Origin of the sequence: Xylophilus sp. GOD-11R, assembly GCF_033546935.1 — a bacterium.
In the GTDB taxonomy this organism is placed as follows: Bacteria; Pseudomonadota; Gammaproteobacteria; order Burkholderiales; family Burkholderiaceae_C; genus Xylophilus.
The window spans coordinates 202,965-219,008 of record NZ_CP137854.1; the positions used below are offsets into that span (position 1 = coordinate 202,965).

The 16,044-nt window shown below is 67.8% G+C and carries 14 protein-coding genes; 4 read left to right on the forward strand and 10 right to left on the reverse strand.

All coding sequences use genetic code 11. The annotated features are described in order from the left end of the window. The first annotated feature begins 24 nt into the window (after positions 1 to 24). Positions 25 to 2,295 carry a DUF6311 domain-containing protein gene (locus tag R9X41_RS00960; protein WP_318633041.1) on the forward strand — a complete coding sequence of 757 codons (2,271 nt, stop codon included), beginning with the start codon at positions 25 to 27 and terminating at the stop codon, positions 2,293 to 2,295. Between the two features lie 45 nt (positions 2,296 to 2,340). Next, positions 2,341 to 4,041: a hypothetical protein gene (locus R9X41_RS00965; RefSeq protein ID WP_318633042.1), complete on the forward strand. Its 1,701-nt coding sequence runs from the start codon at positions 2,341 to 2,343 to the stop codon at positions 4,039 to 4,041. A 51-nt stretch (positions 4,042 to 4,092) separates the two neighbouring features. Here R9X41_RS00965 and R9X41_RS00970 read toward each other — a convergent pair whose 3' ends face one another. The 7 genes from R9X41_RS00970 to R9X41_RS01000 all read right to left on the reverse strand — a co-directional run bounded on the left by R9X41_RS00970 (position 4,093) and on the right by R9X41_RS01000 (position 9,630). Further along, positions 4,093 to 5,493 (reverse strand): hypothetical protein, encoded by a 1,401-nt coding sequence (locus tag R9X41_RS00970; RefSeq protein WP_318633043.1) that lies wholly within the window; start codon positions 5,491 to 5,493, stop codon positions 4,093 to 4,095. A 198-nt stretch (positions 5,494 to 5,691) separates the two neighbouring features. Continuing rightward, the gene (locus R9X41_RS00975; RefSeq protein ID WP_318635118.1) at positions 5,692 to 6,141 is read right to left on the reverse strand and encodes a CinA family protein; all 450 of its coding nucleotides are present in this window, start codon (positions 6,139 to 6,141) and stop codon (positions 5,692 to 5,694) included. 83 nt (positions 6,142 to 6,224) lie between these two features. Then, positions 6,225 to 6,752 (reverse strand): phosphatidylglycerophosphatase A family protein, encoded by a 528-nt coding sequence (locus R9X41_RS00980; RefSeq protein WP_318633044.1) that lies wholly within the window; start codon positions 6,750 to 6,752, stop codon positions 6,225 to 6,227. 21 nt (positions 6,753 to 6,773) lie between these two features. Beyond that, a complete protein-coding gene (gene thiL / locus R9X41_RS00985) occupies positions 6,774 to 7,730 on the reverse strand; it encodes a thiamine-phosphate kinase (RefSeq protein WP_318633045.1) in 957 nt (318 codons plus the stop codon). 2 nt (positions 7,731 to 7,732) lie between these two features. After that, positions 7,733 to 8,473, reverse strand: coding sequence for an anti-sigma factor (locus R9X41_RS00990; protein ID WP_318633046.1), 741 nt, complete (start codon positions 8,471 to 8,473; stop codon positions 7,733 to 7,735). Further along, positions 8,470 to 9,039, reverse strand: a complete 570-nt coding sequence (locus R9X41_RS00995) for a sigma-70 family RNA polymerase sigma factor (RefSeq protein WP_318633047.1) — start codon at positions 9,037 to 9,039, stop codon at positions 8,470 to 8,472. The genes R9X41_RS00990 and R9X41_RS00995 overlap by 4 nt, the downstream gene beginning before the upstream one ends. 33 nt (positions 9,040 to 9,072) lie before the next feature. Beyond that, positions 9,073 to 9,630 (reverse strand): DUF3455 domain-containing protein, encoded by a 558-nt coding sequence (locus R9X41_RS01000; RefSeq protein WP_318633048.1) that lies wholly within the window; start codon positions 9,628 to 9,630, stop codon positions 9,073 to 9,075. Between the two features lie 111 nt (positions 9,631 to 9,741). On the opposite strand from R9X41_RS01000, the gene R9X41_RS01005 reads away from it, so the two are divergent. Then, entirely contained in the window at positions 9,742 to 10,848 is a 1,107-nt protein-coding gene (locus tag R9X41_RS01005) for a DNA alkylation repair protein (RefSeq protein WP_318633049.1), read from the forward strand. A 118-nt stretch (positions 10,849 to 10,966) separates the two neighbouring features. Next, on the forward strand, positions 10,967 to 11,791 hold the full coding sequence (locus tag R9X41_RS01010) for a hypothetical protein (protein ID WP_318633050.1): 825 nt from the start codon (positions 10,967 to 10,969) through the stop codon (positions 11,789 to 11,791). Positions 11,792 to 11,795: 4 nt separating this feature from the next. On the opposite strand, the gene R9X41_RS01015 is transcribed toward R9X41_RS01010, so the two are convergent. The 3 genes from R9X41_RS01015 to R9X41_RS01025 form a co-directional block, all read right to left on the reverse strand. Continuing rightward, positions 11,796 to 13,439, reverse strand: a complete 1,644-nt coding sequence (locus R9X41_RS01015) for an AMP-binding protein (protein ID WP_318633051.1) — start codon at positions 13,437 to 13,439, stop codon at positions 11,796 to 11,798. 163 nt (positions 13,440 to 13,602) lie between these two features. Beyond that, the gene (locus tag R9X41_RS01020) at positions 13,603 to 14,733 is read right to left on the reverse strand and encodes a YbdK family carboxylate-amine ligase (protein WP_318633052.1); all 1,131 of its coding nucleotides are present in this window, start codon (positions 14,731 to 14,733) and stop codon (positions 13,603 to 13,605) included. Then, positions 14,723 to 16,021 carry a cation:proton antiporter domain-containing protein gene (locus tag R9X41_RS01025; RefSeq protein ID WP_318633053.1) on the reverse strand — a complete coding sequence of 433 codons (1,299 nt, stop codon included), beginning with the start codon at positions 16,019 to 16,021 and terminating at the stop codon, positions 14,723 to 14,725. The genes R9X41_RS01020 and R9X41_RS01025 overlap by 11 nt, the downstream gene beginning before the upstream one ends. Between the last annotated feature and the right edge of the window lie 23 nt (positions 16,022 to 16,044).

Here is a 16,044-nt window from a genome sequence, read left to right on the forward strand (position 1 = left end):
ATTCGAGAGCGGTGAAGCAGCGGCATGGCAGCGGCGAAGAGCGGTGGTGCGCCGATGCCACAATGGCGCGCCCCTGCTCACCGGCTCCTTTGTTTCGACACGGCCGCATGGGCGCCGTTTCCATCATCCATCCCGTATCAGATGTCCTCTCGCGCTGCCGTCCGGTCACCGGCGAACGCCCTCCTCGCCGGCCTCGGCCTCGGAGCCCTGATCTTCTTGTTGGTCTGGGGTATCACACCGCTGGATCCCCGCAACATCGAATGGATGACCAACCCATTCGCGGGCGACTTCACTTTTTCTTCCATCGCCGCGCTGGCCTACCTGCATGACAGCTGGTCCTTTCCGCCCGGTGTCATCAAGAACCTTGTCTATCCTGCGCTGACATCGACGGTTTTTGCCGACAGCATCCCGCTGCTGGCCTTTCTGGCCAAGGTGGTGGCCACCCTCACCGGTACCACCTTTCAGTACTTCGGACTGTGGGGCTTGTTGTGCTGCATGCTGCAAGGCGGTTTCGCGACGGCGATCCTGCATCGGTACAGCCGGCACCTGGGGCTCGCCTTGATCGGTGCGTTGCTGGTGATCGCCGCGCCCTTCTTCTATGGCCGCATGTTCATCCATGTATCGATGGGCGGGCAGTGGGTGCTTCTGTTTCCGCTGGCACTCATCGCCTATCGCGACATGCCCCGCATCGCCCGATGGGAGGTCGTCTCATGGGTGATCGCAGCCATGTCGACCGTGTCGGTCATGGCCTATTTCGCGCCGATGGTCATGGTTCTGATGGTGCTGCACTACTGGCTGCGTGCACAGACGGCCGGCATCGGCAAGGCCGTATCGCGGCTGGCGCTGAGCATGCTCATCGGCATTCCTGGCATGCTGGCCCTGTTGTGGCTGGGCGGTGGAACCCTGCCGGACAACGTCAGCGGAGGGCTGAATTACGGTGCCATTCCCTGGAACCTGGCAAGCTTCATCGATCCCTCAGGCTATTCCCGCATCTTTCCGGGTTTCGCCGTCAACCCGACGCAGCCGTTCGCCGGCGAAAGCTACATGTGGCTGGGCACCGGCGTGCTGGCCGGCGCGGTGTTGCTGCTGGCCATGCGGGCTTTCTGGCCGCAAACGGTCGCATTCCCGTCGTGGACCCGCGTCCTGCCCTATGTGGTGTGCTCGTTCGTACTGCTCGCATTCGCAGCCACCAATATCGTGCGGTTCGGGCCGTATGTCTGGTTCACCTATCCGCTGTCGGAAGAGGTTCAGCACGCCTTTGATTCCTTTCGCAGTTCCGCGCGGATCGCCTGGCCGGTCTGGTACCTGATCGTGTTCGCAGTCGCGGGTGGAATTTCAAGCCTGAACCTGCCCTTGCAGATTCGCGCCTTCATGCTGTCTGCCGTGGTGGCGCTCCAGGCGTGGGATGGAAGTTCGCAATGGGGGATCGTCCATCGATTCCAGGAATCTCGACAGCCACCGGCGCTCGCCAGTCCGTTCTGGTCCCACCTCGATCGCGCCGGAAAAAACCTCTACTTCCTGCCTTTCTGGGGGCTGACGAGCGAGCCGGTGCGCGCGCAGATCTACCTGGGCGCGATTCAGGCGGGCGTCACCTCGAACATCTACTGGCTCGGCCGTTACCCCATGAACGCCATTTCGGACGCCGTGACGGAAAAAATGGCGGCGCTGGTCGCCGGTCGGCGCGAGCCCGACGACATCCTGCTGTTCAACCATGTCCCCTATCTGGCCGGAGTCAAGCTCGGTTCCGACTCCCAGGCCTACCTCGTCGACGGCCTCGTGGTGGTGGCGCGGCCTGGCCTCGCCGACCGCCAGGCCGGAGTACGTCCGGTCCGCGTCAGAACCGAAACGCTGGCCGCTTACCTGACCGAACTGGAAAAACGCCGAAGCGGGCGGCTCATCCTGCTGGGAGGAGGCGCGTCCAAGCCGGCAGCCGCACCGGACGACGCCACGCGGCGTGCGCTGGAAAAGCTCGGCTTCGGATTGCTCGCGCAGTCGCAAAGCGAAGTCGATCTCACCTATGCCGCAGTCATGCTCAATGGTGAGGTGCGGGAGCAGGTGATGGAGCATGGGCCCACTCGCCTCGACGCCGGTTGGCGATCGCCTGTCGATTTCAGCGTCGACCTGATTCCCGGCAACACCAGCCAGCCGGCGCTGATGATCGGCGCAGAGACCTTCACCGGCACGGTTTTCGGGCTCAATATCGTCGTCTACGACCTCGACCGAAAAGAAGTGGTCGAGCGGGCTGCCTTCGGCAGCTACTCGCCGCAACCCGGCGTCGTTCTCACGGCCGAATGAAGTCGCGTCGTCCTCGCCACATCGAACTCCTGAACCCTTCGCCACATGAAAGCTCCATCCTCCACCGGGACGAACACACGCCATGCTGTCGGTGCATGCGCAGGGCTGCTCCTGCTGGCGATCGCGTATCTCGCGTACGTTCATCGGCAGAACGCCGACGTCTTCTTCGAGTCGCAATTCCTGCACATCGAGTTTCTTCGCCAGTTGGTCGAGCACCGACTCACGGCCCAGGGCTTCTTCACCGCGTTCGGTGAACACATTTTTCCTGGCTACAACCTGATTCTGGCTGCCAACTACCAGCTGTTCCATGTATGGGGTGGCTTCGACAGCCTGGTGCATGGGGCCGCCATCGTGCTCACGGCCATGCTCGTCGTTGCGTGCATATGGCGCCGGTCCGACCTGCCTGCCAGCCGCAAATTGGGCAGCACCATGCTCGCGGCGCTGCTGCTGCTGTCGACCACCAACAATCCGCAGTGGGGCATGGCGCTGGCGGCCACGGTCGGCGTGTTGCTGTTCACCTTGGGTGCGATCCAAATCAGCGCTGCATTCGGCACTGGCCACCGAACGCTCAGTCCATGGCTCTACCTTGTGCTCCCAGCGTGCAACATCCTTTTCCTTGGTGGCTATGCGGTGGGCAGCATCGGCGCATGTACGGTGCTTGTCCTCGTGCATGTGTGGCAGTGCAGGGCGATAGGTCGCAAGGACCTGCAAGTTGCCGCGACCGTAGGACTTTCCCTGGCCATCTATATCGCCCTGGTTACCCGTTACGGCACGCTCACCGCCAACAAACCCGAGTCGCTGGGGCTGCATATCGGCGAAATATTGCAGTTCGCGGTGCTCATGACGGGTGCGAGCGTCATGGGCAAGGCGTTCTATGAGGGCAGCCACACGCTGCTGCCGTATTACGTGCTGGGCAGCGTGCTGATCGTGGCCTCGATCTGCCTGTGCGTCGAATACGTTCGCCGGCGGGATAACCTCCGCCTGCTCTTGCTGGCATTACTGGTCTATTCGGCCACCACCATCCTGGCGGTCGCTTTCTTCCGGTACCGGAATGGTCTCGATGGTGCCTTGGGCCAGTGGTACAACGCACACACGCATTTCGTGGGCGTGGCCGTTGGGTTCTATCTGGTGGAGAAGCTCGGCGCGCGACAGAAAGCCACGCGGCTGCTGTCTGGCGCCGCGCTGGTACTGCTTTCGATCTGCGCCCTGGCCGGTTATGCAGCGGACTGGCGGAAGGCCCCGTACGTCGCCGCCTACAAGCTCCGTTTCGCCGATCAAGCCACCGCGATCCTGGCTTATCCGGAGTCGTTGAAAGATCGCCGCGATCCGTGGCAGACCATGTTGTGGGACTACTCTGTCGTCAAGCCAGGCATCGATTTCCTGTATGCGCACAAGCTCTGGATCTTCAGTTCCGCTCAGCCGACCGTGTCGGGCGTCACGTCGGATGACTGGCTGCTGGCCGATGCGCCCATGAGCGTGCTGTGTCCCGCAGGAAGCCGCTCGGTGCGCTTTCGGTCGTGGCGCCCCGAAGACTGGACTCCGTCGGTGCTGGAGGTACATGCCGGCAGCTCCACACAGGATTTGCCTGTCATCAACGGGGAGGCACGCATCGAGCTGCCAGGCGCTGGCGTCGCTGCCGCCTTGGTGGACGGGTCCCGTTCGATCCGGTCACGCCCGATGTCGGTGAAGGGCGACCAGCGGCGTCTCGTCGCCAAAATCGAAGACATCCGCTGCGCGATGGATTGACGCGACGGCGGGGGAGGGCGTGAATGCCTGATCAAGGCGTCACGTCGCGCCTTACCGGGAACCAGGCTGAGGATCCGGCAAGTTCCGAAAGGCGCTCAAACGGTTCTGCTTCAGGAATTCCACCGTTTCCATGGCGTCTTTTCGGTCGCCCATCCACAGGAGGAGGTCGATGGTGTCCTCGGTGGGGTCAAGCATGACTTTCTGCTTTTCCTGCAGCCAGCCGTGGATGGAGTAGGCGCGTTTCCAGTTGTGAGCATTCGAATAGGTTTGCACGGCGATCAAGACGACGAGCATGGCCACGAGCGGCGTGGCCCAAGGGGATTTTTTTCGCCGCAATCCCATGATGTCGATACTCATGATCCAGATGACGCCAATCACATACAGCATCATGTGGAAGTGATACCACTGCTGAAGCGGCCAGGTCCAGCCTGCTTCCAGTCGACCGATGCGAATCGACAGAATGACGCCCACGGTATAGGCCATGAACATGACCGGCGCAAAAGCGGTGCGATGTGCTTGCAGTCGGGCATAACGCCAGAGGGCCAGCAAACCCAGGCCCAGGAGAAAGGCTCCGTTGGCGACGAGAACGCGATGGTCAAGATGCAGTCGGTCGGTCAGCGTGTGTTGGTCAAGGGTGGCAGTACTCAGGCCCGTCATCACGGCGAGGGTGCTTTCGAGGGGTGTTTCGATCAGGCCGATGATCTTGTCGAGCGTGCCCGACTGAGGGTTCGAGAAGATATAAATCGCCGAGAGAACCATGGAGGCTGCGAACGCCACAACGGATTCGGCGCTCGGCCTGCCGCGCAGGCACAGCAGCGCGAACCCGACGATCATGCTGAGCACGGCGCCGCCCATGTAGGCGCCGCCCATCAGCAGGTACAAGCCAAAGATGGCCGCGAACCCGATGACGTGCCACCAACCTCGAAGACCGTGGCATATGCGGTCGAACACAAGGGCACTAAGCGCAAAGGTCACGGTTCCCCAGACGAACTGGGTGGTCATCATGTGATATGGATGATGCGTCAGGCTGAAAACACAGCTGAGGATCAAGGCATAGGAAACACCGATTTCGGTTTCCGAACGCTCGGGCACGAGTTCCCGTACGGATCGCAGAAAGGGCCGATAAAGGCAAACGCCGAGCAGGCAATAGGAAGCCAGGTACGCGTACGGTTCCAGAACAGCATTGAGGCCGAACAGCTCAGCGTTCAGGATGGAAAAAAGGGCATATATGGGTAGCCGGTGCTGCTCCCATCGCACGAATACATCGCTGAAGGTCAGCGTGCCCTCATAGTGTTTCTGTACCACGGCTTTCACCATCATCAATCCATCGAGGTAATACACATCGATGAAGGCGTGTGTGATGAAGCCGACACAGATGCTCACGAGCACTGCATAGGCGATGGCTGGAATCAAAAGCGCGGGCGAAAGAAATTTTCTTGAAAGAGTCATCAACTGTTTCCAGGCGTTGATAGATAAAAACTGCTGCACATGTCGTTTGCCATGAGCACTGATAGCTGGCGTCGTTCTTCGCCTCTGCTCACGCCGCAACCGACCGGGCGATTGTCGCGGCCATCTGGTGGTGCTAAGGAATACTGCCTCATGCGCTCGGCAGCGCGAGGTTCTCGCAATTTGCCTGCCAGTGCAAAAACCTCAGCGTCGCCAGGTAACGGTTGCTGGTCCGGTCAGATGCTCCAGCAGCCTGCTTCGCGCATGCGCGACGGTGCTGGCTCGCACAGATGCCCGGTCCCCCTCGAAGCGCCGCGACTCGGTCACCACCGGCCCATCCGGCAGCCCGAACCCGAACCACACCAGCCCGACCGGCTTGGCCTCGGTGCCGCCACCCGGCCCGGCCACGCCGGTCACCGCCACCGACACCTGGGCCCTGGAGCGTTGCAGCGCGCCGCGCGCCATCGCCTGCGCCACCTCGCTGCTGACCGCACCGTGCGCCGCGATCAGCGCCGGGTCCACGCCCAGCAGCTCGGCCTTGGCCTCGTTGGAATAACTGACGAAACCGCGCTCGAACCAGCGGCTCGATCCGGCCAGCGCGGTGCAGCCGCCGGCGATCAGGCCGCCGGTGCAGCTTTCGGCCGTGGCCAGCATCCAGCCGCGCGCCAGCAGCAGGGCGGCCAGCGGCTCCCAGGCGACGGCGGCGGCGCGGTCGGCGTCTTCGGGCAGGGTGGTGCTCACAGCAAGGCCTTTCCTGCCGCCATCACCAGCAGCGTGAGAAACGCGGCGACGAAGTCGTCCGCCAGGATGCCGAATCCGCCGCGCGGACCGAAACCGTGGAAGGTGCGGTCGGCCCAGCCGACCGGGCCGCGCTTGACCGCGTCGAACAGGCGGAACAGGGCGAAGGCGACGGTCTGCTCCAGCCAGCCGGCCGGCGCGATGATCCACAGCACCAGCCAGAAGGCGACGACCTCGTCCCACACGATGTTGGACGGGTCCAGGGTGTTGAGGTGGCGCGCGGTGACGGTGCAGGCCCACCAGCCGACCAGCGTCGACACGGCGATCACCACGCCGAGCGCGGTGCTGTCCACCCCCTGCGACAGCAGCGCCCAGGCCAGCCACGCCCACAGCGTGCCGGCGGTGCCCGGCGCCACCGGCGACAGGCCGGAGCCGAAGCCCAGGGCGATCCAGTGCGCCGGATGCGCGCGCATGAAACGCGCGGTGGCGCGGACGGGGGCGGAGGGCGGGGCCGGATCGGCTTGCATGAGCGGGATGGAAAGTAGCGGTCAGTCGAAATGATCGAAGGCGGCGAAGCGGCCGTGCAGCGCGGAGCCGTCGGCTGTGACGACACGCAGGCCGGCTTCGGCGTCGATCCGGCCGATGCGGGTCACGCGGGTGTCGCTCTGGCGGCCGGCGGCTTCGACCTGGGCGCGTAGGGCGGGTGGGGCGGTGAAGGCCAGTTCGTAGTCGTCGCCGCCGGCCAGCACGCAGGTCAGCGCCCATTCGTCGCCGCAGGCCTTGGCGCCGGCTGCCAGCAAGGGCAGGGCGGCAGCTGATTCGATGGTCGTGCCGACGCCGCTGGCGCGCAGTACGTGGCCGAGGTCGCCGATGAGGCCGTCGCTCAGGTCGACCGCGCTGGTCGCGATGCCGCGCAGCGCCTGGCCGAGCGCGACACGCGGGTCGGGTTTTTCCATGCGGTCGCGGGCGGCGGCAAAAACATCGGCGGGCAACGCCAGCGTGCCGCGAAACACCTCCAGCGCCAGCCGTGCGTCGCCGAGCGTGCCGCTCACCCACAGGTCGTCGCCGGCCCGCGCGCCGGTGCGCAACAGCGCCTGGCCGGCCGGCACTTCGCCGAAGACGGTGATACAGATGTTGAGCGGCCCCCGGGTGGTGTCGCCGCCGACGAGTTCGCAGTCGTGCGCTTCGGCCAGGGCGAACAGCCCTTTGGAAAAGCCGGCGAGCCAGGCTTCGTCGGCCGAAGGCAGCGACAGGGCGAGGGTGAAGGCCAGCGGTCGCGCGCCGCAGGCGGCGAGGTCGCTGAGATTGACCGCCAGCGCCTTGTGGCCGAGCCGTTCCGGCGCGACGGTCGACAGGAAATGCCGGCCTTCGACCAGCATGTCCGACGACACCGCCAGCTGCTGCCCCGGCGCGGGCGCGAGCAGCGCGCAGTCGTCGCCCACGCCCAGCGGCGAGCGGCGGGCAGGGCGTTGGAAATAGCGCAGGATCAGGTCGAACTCGCCCATGCTCAGAGGACTTTCACCGCGCGGCCGATGAACTGCACCGGGCCGGTGGGCCGGTCGGTGGGCGAGCCCTGCGCCGGCTCCAGCGTGAGCTCGAACAGCTGGTTGGCCTGCAGCGGCGGCAGCGAGGCGAGCGGCACGTGCACCACCTGGCCGGGTTGCACCAGGCCGAGCGAGACCGGGCCTCGCCAGCTGTCGGCCTTGGTCCAGAACTGCAGCGACCTGCCGGCCGGCACCGGCGTGGTGCCCAGCGGGATCAGGTCGACCGCATTCCTGCCGCCGGCCTGCACCACCCAGCCGGGCGATTTGTCCTGGGGCCCGACCAGCACCACCAGGTATTGCGGCGTGCCACGGCCGGGCAGGCCCGCCACCAGCAGCGAGGCCATGACCACGGCGGCCGCGCAGCCGGCGGCGGCCAGGCCGCGCCACAGCGCCAGGCTGTGCCACCAGCCGGTGGCGCGGGCGCTGCGCGGCGCGGCGCCTGCCAATGGTGCGGGGCGTTCCAGATCGGCGACGCTGTGGGTGATGCGCTCCCACAGCGCGCCGGTGGGCTCGGCCGGCTCGACCAGGGCGGTCAGCGGCAGCAGGCGCTGCTCCCACTGGTCGACCGCCCGGCGCAGGGCGGCGTCATCGGCGAGGCGCGCCTCGACCTCGCGGCGGGCGGCGGCGGGCAGGGTGCCCAGCACGTATTCGCCGGCCAGGGCTTGCAGGGAATCGTCGTTGTCGGGCATTGGAAGCTCGCTCATGCCATGCACTCCCGCAGCGCGGCGAGGCCGCGGGTGATCCAGGCCTTGACGGTGCCCAGCGGCGTCTGCAGCCGCTCGGCGATCTCGCTGTGCGAGCAGCCGTCGAGGTAGGCGAAGAGGATGCAGTCGCGGCGGGCCTCGGGCAGGCGTTGCAGGCAGCCGTCGAGGCGGCCGAGGTCGGCGCGGCGTTCGAGTGGGTCGGGCGCCTGTTCGTAGGCGGCCAGGGCGGCGGCATCGTCCACGGCTTGGGCGCCTTCCTCGTCGAGCGCGACTTCCCGGGCGGTGTCGCGCACATGGTTGAGTGCGCCATGGCGCACCACGCTGTAGATCCAGCCGCGGGCCGCGCCGCGCGCGCCGTCGTAGGTGGCGGCGCGTTGCCAGATCCGCACGAAGGCATCGTGCAGCACGTCCTCGGCCAGTGCGCGGTCGCGCACGATGCGCAGGGCCACGCCGAGCAGCTTGCGGCTCTCGTGGTGGTAGAGGCGCTGCAAGGCATGCCGGTCGCCCCGCGCGCAGGCGCTCAGGGCGGCGTCATGATCGAAAGTGGGTTCGGGTGGTGCCTGCACGGCGGCAATGGTAGCCGCCGCATGGCGCTACCTTCAGGCCGCTTTCCAGAAGATGTAATCGGCCTGGTAAGGCACGGTGGCCTTCTGGCCCTTGTTGGTGGCGGTGCAGGCCATGGCTGGCGGCACGCCGCCGGTGAGCGCCACGCGCTGGATGTAGGTCACGCCGGTCATCGAGCCGGTGCCCATCGCGGGGTTGGCCTTGACCAGCTGGAACGGCAGGTTGCCGGTACCGGAGGGCGCCACGGCCAGTTGCGTGGCGGTGACCTTGGAGCCGTCCATCGATTCCCAGGTGGCCGGCGGGCCGTAATACTTGCCGACCTGTTTGCCCATGCGGTCCGACAGCGTGGCGACCGGGCCGACGAAGAACCATTCGGTCTGGCCGGGCGCGTCCTTCTTGTCACGGCATTCGTAGTTGATGTCGCCCTTGCCGACGGTCTCCATGGCGACCTTGTTGCCGGCCGGCACCTGGATGGTGGCCGGCAGCGAGGCTTGGGAGAAACTGCTCATCGGCGCCATGCTGCCGCAGGCGGTGAGCAGGGCGGCGGTGCCGAGGGCGGCGGCGGTGGCGATACGGGTCGAGGTGATACGCATGGCATGTTCTCCATTGGATGGTGTCGGGGCGCGGGATGCGCCGACACTGGGCACTACCCGCCGGATGTCCGAATGGATGCACCTGGATCGAAAAAAACCGCTAAATAAAAAATGTCCGACGACCTCCAACTCGAAGACCCGACAGCGCTCAAGCACATCTTCGGCCGGCAACGGCTGGCGGCCATCGCGCGCGAGGCGCGCGACATCTGCCCGGCTTTCGACCGCGAACGCTTTCTCGTGCTGTGCCACCACGGGCTGGACCATCTCTCGCTGATGCAGCGCCTGCGCCGGGTGTCGACCAGCCTGCACGCCAGCCTGCCGGGCGATTTCCGGGCCAATGTCGAGGTGCTCAAGCGCCTGGCGCCGCGCATCGACAGCTCCTTCGCCACGCTGGCGCTCGGCGACTACGTGGCGCTGCACGGCCAGGACGACGTGGACTTCTCGCTGGAGGCGCTGAAGTTCCTCACGCCCTTCGGGTCGTCCGAATTCGCGATCCGGGCGTTCCTGCAACGCGACCCGCATGCGGTGCTGGCAACCATGCGGCGGTGGGCGGCCGACCCCGACGAGCATGTGCGCCGCCTCGCCAGCGAAGGCTGCCGGCCGCGGCTGCCCTGGGCGTCGCACCTGCCGGTGCTGATGGCCGATCCGGGCCTGGCCGAGCCGATCCTGCAGGCCCTGCGCGCCGACCCGAGCCCGTATGTGCGCAAGTCGGTCGCCAACCATCTCAACGACATCGCCAAGGTGCATCCGGACTGGGTGATGGCCCGCATCGAGGCCTGGCCGCTGCACGATGCGGCCTGCGCCTGGATCGCCCGCCACGCACTGCGCACGCTCATCAAGCGCGGCGACCGGCGGGCGCTGACCATCGTCGGCGCGGGCGCCGCGCCGCGGGTGGACGTGCTGCGTTTCGAGGTCGCGCCTGGCCTGCTGACGCTGGGCGAGAACCTGTCGCTGACGCTGGAGCTGCGGTCGGTCACCGACACGGCGCAGACCCTGATGGTCGACTACGCCATCCATTACGTAAAGGCCGCGGGCCACGCCTCGCCCAAAGTGTTCAAGTGGAAGATGCTCGACCTCGCTGCCGGCCACGGCGTCACCCTGTCAAAGCGGCAGATGGTGCGCGACTTCAGCACCCGCACCCACCATCCGGGCCGGCATGTGGTGGAGGTGATGGTCAACGGCGAGCGGCTGGCGGAGTCGTTCTTCGACCTGCGCTGAGGCCGATCCGGCGGCCTGACATTCGGCTGGTCGGCGGCGCGCTTCGGGATCGTGCGGGGGTCGGTGTGCGTGGGCCACAAGGATCGGTGCTTCCTGTCCGAGTCGCCCGCTCTCCACCATGTTCAACATTTCCACCGCACGCTTTTCCGCCTCCACCTACGCGCCTACCGCACCCCGCTATTTTTCTGGCGGCTCCACGGCCACGACGGCCATGCCGACCCCGGTCGATGGCGGCTTCGACGACGTCTTCGCGCCGATTCGATTGATGCGCCGTGCAGCGGCCTGGGTGTTCGGCCCGCTCACCCCGGCACCGCCGGCGCCCGGCACCAGCCGCCTGCGTTTCATTCCGGCGGATGTCGACTACGGCCGTCTGCACCTGGGCCCGGCCATCGGCAAAGGCGCGTCCAAGACGGCCCACCGGGTGCTGTCGCCCATCACGGGCCAGCCCACCGGCGAGGTGCTGCTGCTGGTGCGCCCGACCATGGCCGGGTGGCTGCGCCAGGAAGTGGCCGACCTGGCCACGCTCGAGGAAATGGGCCTGCCGGTGATGCCGGTGAAGTCGATGGGTTTTCGCGGACGCGACGCCGCCATGCTGGTGCCGGAAATGATCGGCGCCTACAAGCCGATGCTGATGCAGATGCCGCAAGGCGTGCAGGCCTTGCAGACCTCGCCCGTCGTCACCCGCGAGACGCTGCGCAGCCTGCAGCGCATGCTGGCGGGCATGGACAGGAACGACATCCGCATCACCGATTTCCAGGTGATGCTCGACCCGGCCACCGGCGCGCTGGTGGTGGCCGATCCGCTGGGCATCCGGGCCGGCCGCACGGTCGACCGCTACCGGGGCCGTCCGGCGCGTTCGGGGATCATCACGCGCGATGCGATCCGCCGCGCGCTGCAGGTGCTCTACCAGCGCTTTCCGGACATGCCGCGCCACGCGGCGTGAGCACTCAAGGCGCGCGCCGCTTGCGTCCCCGCAGGTCGAGCATGCCGGGCGCCTCGCGCGGGTCGCTGCCGGCCGGAAAGATCAGGTGCTTCTGCATCTTCTGGGTGCCGGTGGTGGGAATGGACTCGGCGAAGTACATCCACCCTGGCGGCTTGTAATAGGCCATGGTGGCGGCGCAATGCCGGAACAGCGCGTCGGCCGCGCCCGGCCCGCTGGGCGCGGCGACCTCGCGGCGCAGCACCACGCAGGCCAGCACTTCTTCTTCGCGCAGTTCGTCGGGCACCGCCATCACCGCGGCCTGCGCCACCCATGGATGGCTGAGCAGCACGGCCTCGACCTCGGCCGCCGCGATGTTCTCGCCCGAGCGCCGGATGATGTTCTTGCGCCGGTCCACGAAATGCAGCATGCCGCTGTCGTCCTGGGTGACGATGTCGCCGGTGTGGAACCAGCCGCCCTGCCAGGCGGCCTCGGTGGCGCCGGGGTCGTCGAGGTAGCCGCTGAAGAAATCGCGGCGTGGCGTGCTGGCCGAATGGCGGATGACGAGCTCGCCCGGCACGCCGCGCGGCTGCTCGTTGCCGGCCTCGTCGACCACCTGCGCCTCGACGCCGGCCTCGGGCAGCGGCCGGCCGAACGCGCGGGTGCCGACCTGGCGCGGCGCATGGCAGTCGCTCAGCACCCGCACCATCTCGGTCATGCCCCAGAGCTCGATCAGTGGAAAGCCGAAACGCGCTTCGGCGGCGGCGTGCGACTGCGGCTCCACCCCGCCGCCGAAACCGAATCGCACCGCGTGGTCGCGCTCGCGCGGGCCGGGCGGCTGCACCAGCAGCATCTGCACGATGACGCCGAGGTAATGCACGACGGTGGCGCGGCTCTGGCGCACCTCGTCCCAGAAACGGCGCGGCTGGAAGCGGTCGGTCTGCACCTGGCAGCAGCCGGAGAGCAGCACGCCGAAGAAGGACAGGATGGAGGCGTTGACGTGGAACAGCGGCAGCGGGTTGTAGACACAGTCCTCGCCTTCGCGGATGGTGGCGAGGCCACCTCGCGTGGCGTAGGCCAGTCCCGAGGCGAGCTCGTAGCGGTGCGACAGCACGCAGCCCTTGGGGCGGCCGGTCGTGCCGCTGGTGTAGAGGATGCTGGCGGGCGTGCCGGCGCGCGGCCGGCCGGTCTGCGCGAGCTGGGTCGCGCGCGGCAGGGGCATGTCGCCGAAGTCTTCGAGCTCCATCACCGGCGGGCGGTGGTTGGTCGCGCGCAGGGCGGCGTCGACGTCGTCGCGGCGGCTGTGCAGCACCAGCAGCAGGTCGCAGCGGGCGTGGTCGATGAGCGCGGCGGTCTCGCGCGGCCGGTAGTCGGGATTGATCGGCACGCAACAGGCGCCGATGGTGTTGAGCGCGAGCTTGTGCAGCAGGTGCTCCAGCCGGTTCTCCAGCAGCATGCCGACGCGGTGGCCGAGGCCGTAGCCGGCGTAGGTGTAGGCCGCGCCGAGCTGGCGCACGATGCGGGCAGCCTCGCCGTAGGTGATTTCGCGGCCGGCGGGGTCGTAGGCGCGATCGGGGTTCATCGGCACCGCCAGCAGCGGGCGGTGGGCATGGCGGGCAGCGGCACGTTCGAAGGCTTGGCCGATGGTGGTGTCGTCGTCGATCTCGATCATGACGACACGGTTCCGGCGCAGGTTGCGGGCTGGCGTGTCCGTGGGGTTCGGTGTGTCATCGCGGTCTCCTCCCCGGCCGCTCCTGCGGATGCGGGCGGCCGTGCGTGACAGTTTGCGAAGGAGCGCGGCGCGGGTGAGAGCGGGTTTTCCTGCGGAGGCTTCGTCAGGCGCGCCGGCCGTCGCCGCGAAACAGCAGCGTCGCCTGCCGCGTGGTCTCGGCGAGCAGGCGTTCGCGACGCTGCCGGGCGCGCAGCCAGTGGGCATCGTTGACGCCGGCTTCCACGCCTTCGCGCAGCAGGGCGAGCGCCGCCGCGCCGCCAGCGCCCTGGGCATGGCGCTCGATGCGGTGCAGGGTTAGCAGAATGTGGTCGCGCAGCGGCAGGTGGTCGCCGCTGCCGGGGTCGACATAGTTGCCCTCCAGCCCGAAGCGGCAGGCGTGGAAGCGGTTGGTGCTGTAGACGAGGTAGTCGTCTTCGTCCGGCATGAAGGGCTGCTCGGCGAGGAACCAGGCGCCGAGCGCCTGCACGTAGCCGGCGAGCGCGGCGGCGCGTTCGACGGTGAGCGGTGTGTCGAAGACGCGGATCTCGATGGTGCCGAAGGCAGGTTTGGGCCGGATGTCCCAGTAGAAGTCCTTCATGTCGCTGACCACGCCGGTGCGCGCCATCTTGGCGAAGTAGGCCTCGAACGCCGACCAGTCCAGGTGGAAGGGCGCGCGGCCGGCCAGCGGAAAGGCGGCCACCGAGTTCAGCCGTGCCGAGTCGAACTGGGTGTCCTGGCCCTGCACGAAGGGGCTGGAGGCCGACAGCGCGATGAAGTGCGGGATATAGCGCGACATGCGGTGCAGCATGAGCAGCGCGGCGTCGGCGTCCGGGCAGCCGAGGTGCACATGCTGGCCGAAGATGGTGAACTGCTTGGTGAGGTAGCCGTACAGCGCCGACAGCTCGCGGAATCGCGGCCGGTCATAGATGCGTTGCTCGTGCCAGACCTGAAACGGATGCGTGCCGCCGCCGGCCACCGCGATGTTGAGCTTGTCGGCGCTGCGCACCAGCGAGTCGCGGATGGTGGACAGCTCGGCCAGCACCTGGCCGGCGTCGCCGCAGATGCCGGTGGAGATCTCGATCATGCTGGAGGTCATCTCCGGCACCACCGCGCCGGGCAGCGACTGCGACTTCATCAGGCGCAGCATGTTCTCGGCATAGGGGGCGAGGTCGTAGTCGTGGGTGTTGACCAGCTGGAGCTCCAGCTCCACGCCCAGCGACAGCGCTCGCGATGGCTGGAAGGCCTCAAGCGCCATGGCTGTCCCCGGCATCGGCGGCGGGCACGGCGGGCTCCGGCGCCGCGAGCCCGCGGCCGTCGCGGTTGGGCAGCCAGGGTCGCGATGCCTCGCGTGCCCGGTGCAGGGCGACGGTGACCACCACTGCGCCGAGCAGCTCCATCGCCAGGATCACCGGCAGCGCGATGCCGCTCATCTGGCGTGCGATGGGGCCGGGCACCTGGGCGTACTGCGAGGCGACCAGCAACGCCACCGAGGACATCGGCGACAGCGCGCAGCCGACCCACCAGGCCTGTCGCCAGCCCAGGCCGCTGCCGATCTTGCCGAGCATCAGCCCGCCGACCTTGGCGGCGGCCCGGGCGCCCACGATCACCACCACCAGCAGCGCGACCGACCAGCTCCAGTCGGCCTGGGCGGTGACCACCGAGACCAGCACGAACATCAGCATGGTGAGCAGCGCCGCCGCCGTGCCGAGCTGGCGCGGCCACGACCAGGGGCGCGGCGCGAACTGCTTGAGCAGCATGCCGCCCAGCAGCGCGGCCAGCGGTGCCGATCCGCCCAGGTGCGAGGCGATGCCGGCGGCAGCGGCGATCAGCGCCAGCAGCAGGATCGAGGTGTTCTCGCTGGCCGGGCTCATCACCTTCAGCGCCAGGCGCAGGGCCAGCGCCAGCGCGGCGCCCACCACGACCGACAGCCCCAGCACCATCGCCGCCGGGCCGACCGTGGCCAGCATGCGCATTTCCTGCCGCGCCAGCAGCTCGGCCTGGGCGGTGCCGATGGCCAGGGCGTAAAGCGTGCTGAGCGTGGCCAGCACCATCGCGCGGTCGGTCACCGGGCCGCTGGCGCCGGCGTCGGCCGCGACCCGGGCCAGCACGGCGGGCGAGGCGGCCACCGCCACCATCGCCAGCGGGCCGTAGACCTCGTGGCGCACGCCGATCCAGTGCAGCGCCGCGGCGACCGCGATGAAGGTGAGCGCCGATTCGGCCACGCTCTGCACCAGCACCATGGGGTTGTGGCGGAACCAGCGCAACGGCACCCGGCCGCCAGCCTCGAACAGCACCACCGCGATGCCGAGCTCCAGCAGGAACAGTCCGTTGCCCCGAAGGGGCCATGCCGCCGCCGCGCCAAAGCCCGCGAAGCCGGCGAAACTGCCCGCGAGCGCGTAGCCGACCACCTTGGGCAGGCCGGTGAAGCGGTGCAGCAGGTAGCCGAGGCCCGAGGCCGCGGCCAGCAGCAGCGCCCATTGCACGGTGGCGAGGCCGGTGGAAGGCCGCAGCCAATCGATCCAGACGGTGACGAGGTCGTTCATGCAGGCAGGGAGACGGAGACGAC

Coding starts and splice junctions, on each gene's coding strand:
- R9X41_RS00960 (WP_318633041.1), top strand. CDS start 25: ATGGCAGCGGCGAAGAGCGGTGGTGCGCCGATGCCACAATGGCGCGCC.
- R9X41_RS00965 (WP_318633042.1), top strand. CDS start 2,341: ATGAAAGCTCCATCCTCCACCGGGACGAACACACGCCATGCTGTCGGT.
- R9X41_RS00975 (WP_318635118.1), bottom strand. CDS start 6,141: ATGCTGGCCACGGCCGAAAGCTGCACCGGCGGCCTGATCGCCGGCGGC.
- R9X41_RS00980 (WP_318633044.1), bottom strand. CDS start 6,752: ATGCAAGCCGATCCGGCCCCGCCCTCCGCCCCCGTCCGCGCCACCGCG.
- thiL (WP_318633045.1), bottom strand. CDS start 7,730: ATGGGCGAGTTCGACCTGATCCTGCGCTATTTCCAACGCCCTGCCCGC.
- R9X41_RS00990 (WP_318633046.1), bottom strand. CDS start 8,473: ATGAGCGAGCTTCCAATGCCCGACAACGACGATTCCCTGCAAGCCCTG.
- R9X41_RS01000 (WP_318633048.1), bottom strand. CDS start 9,630: ATGCGTATCACCTCGACCCGTATCGCCACCGCCGCCGCCCTCGGCACC.
- R9X41_RS01005 (WP_318633049.1), top strand. CDS start 9,742: ATGTCCGACGACCTCCAACTCGAAGACCCGACAGCGCTCAAGCACATC.
- R9X41_RS01010 (WP_318633050.1), top strand. CDS start 10,967: ATGTTCAACATTTCCACCGCACGCTTTTCCGCCTCCACCTACGCGCCT.
- R9X41_RS01015 (WP_318633051.1), bottom strand. CDS start 13,439: ATGATCGAGATCGACGACGACACCACCATCGGCCAAGCCTTCGAACGT.
- R9X41_RS01020 (WP_318633052.1), bottom strand. CDS start 14,733: ATGGCGCTTGAGGCCTTCCAGCCATCGCGAGCGCTGTCGCTGGGCGTG.
- R9X41_RS01025 (WP_318633053.1), bottom strand. CDS start 16,021: ATGAACGACCTCGTCACCGTCTGGATCGATTGGCTGCGGCCTTCCACC.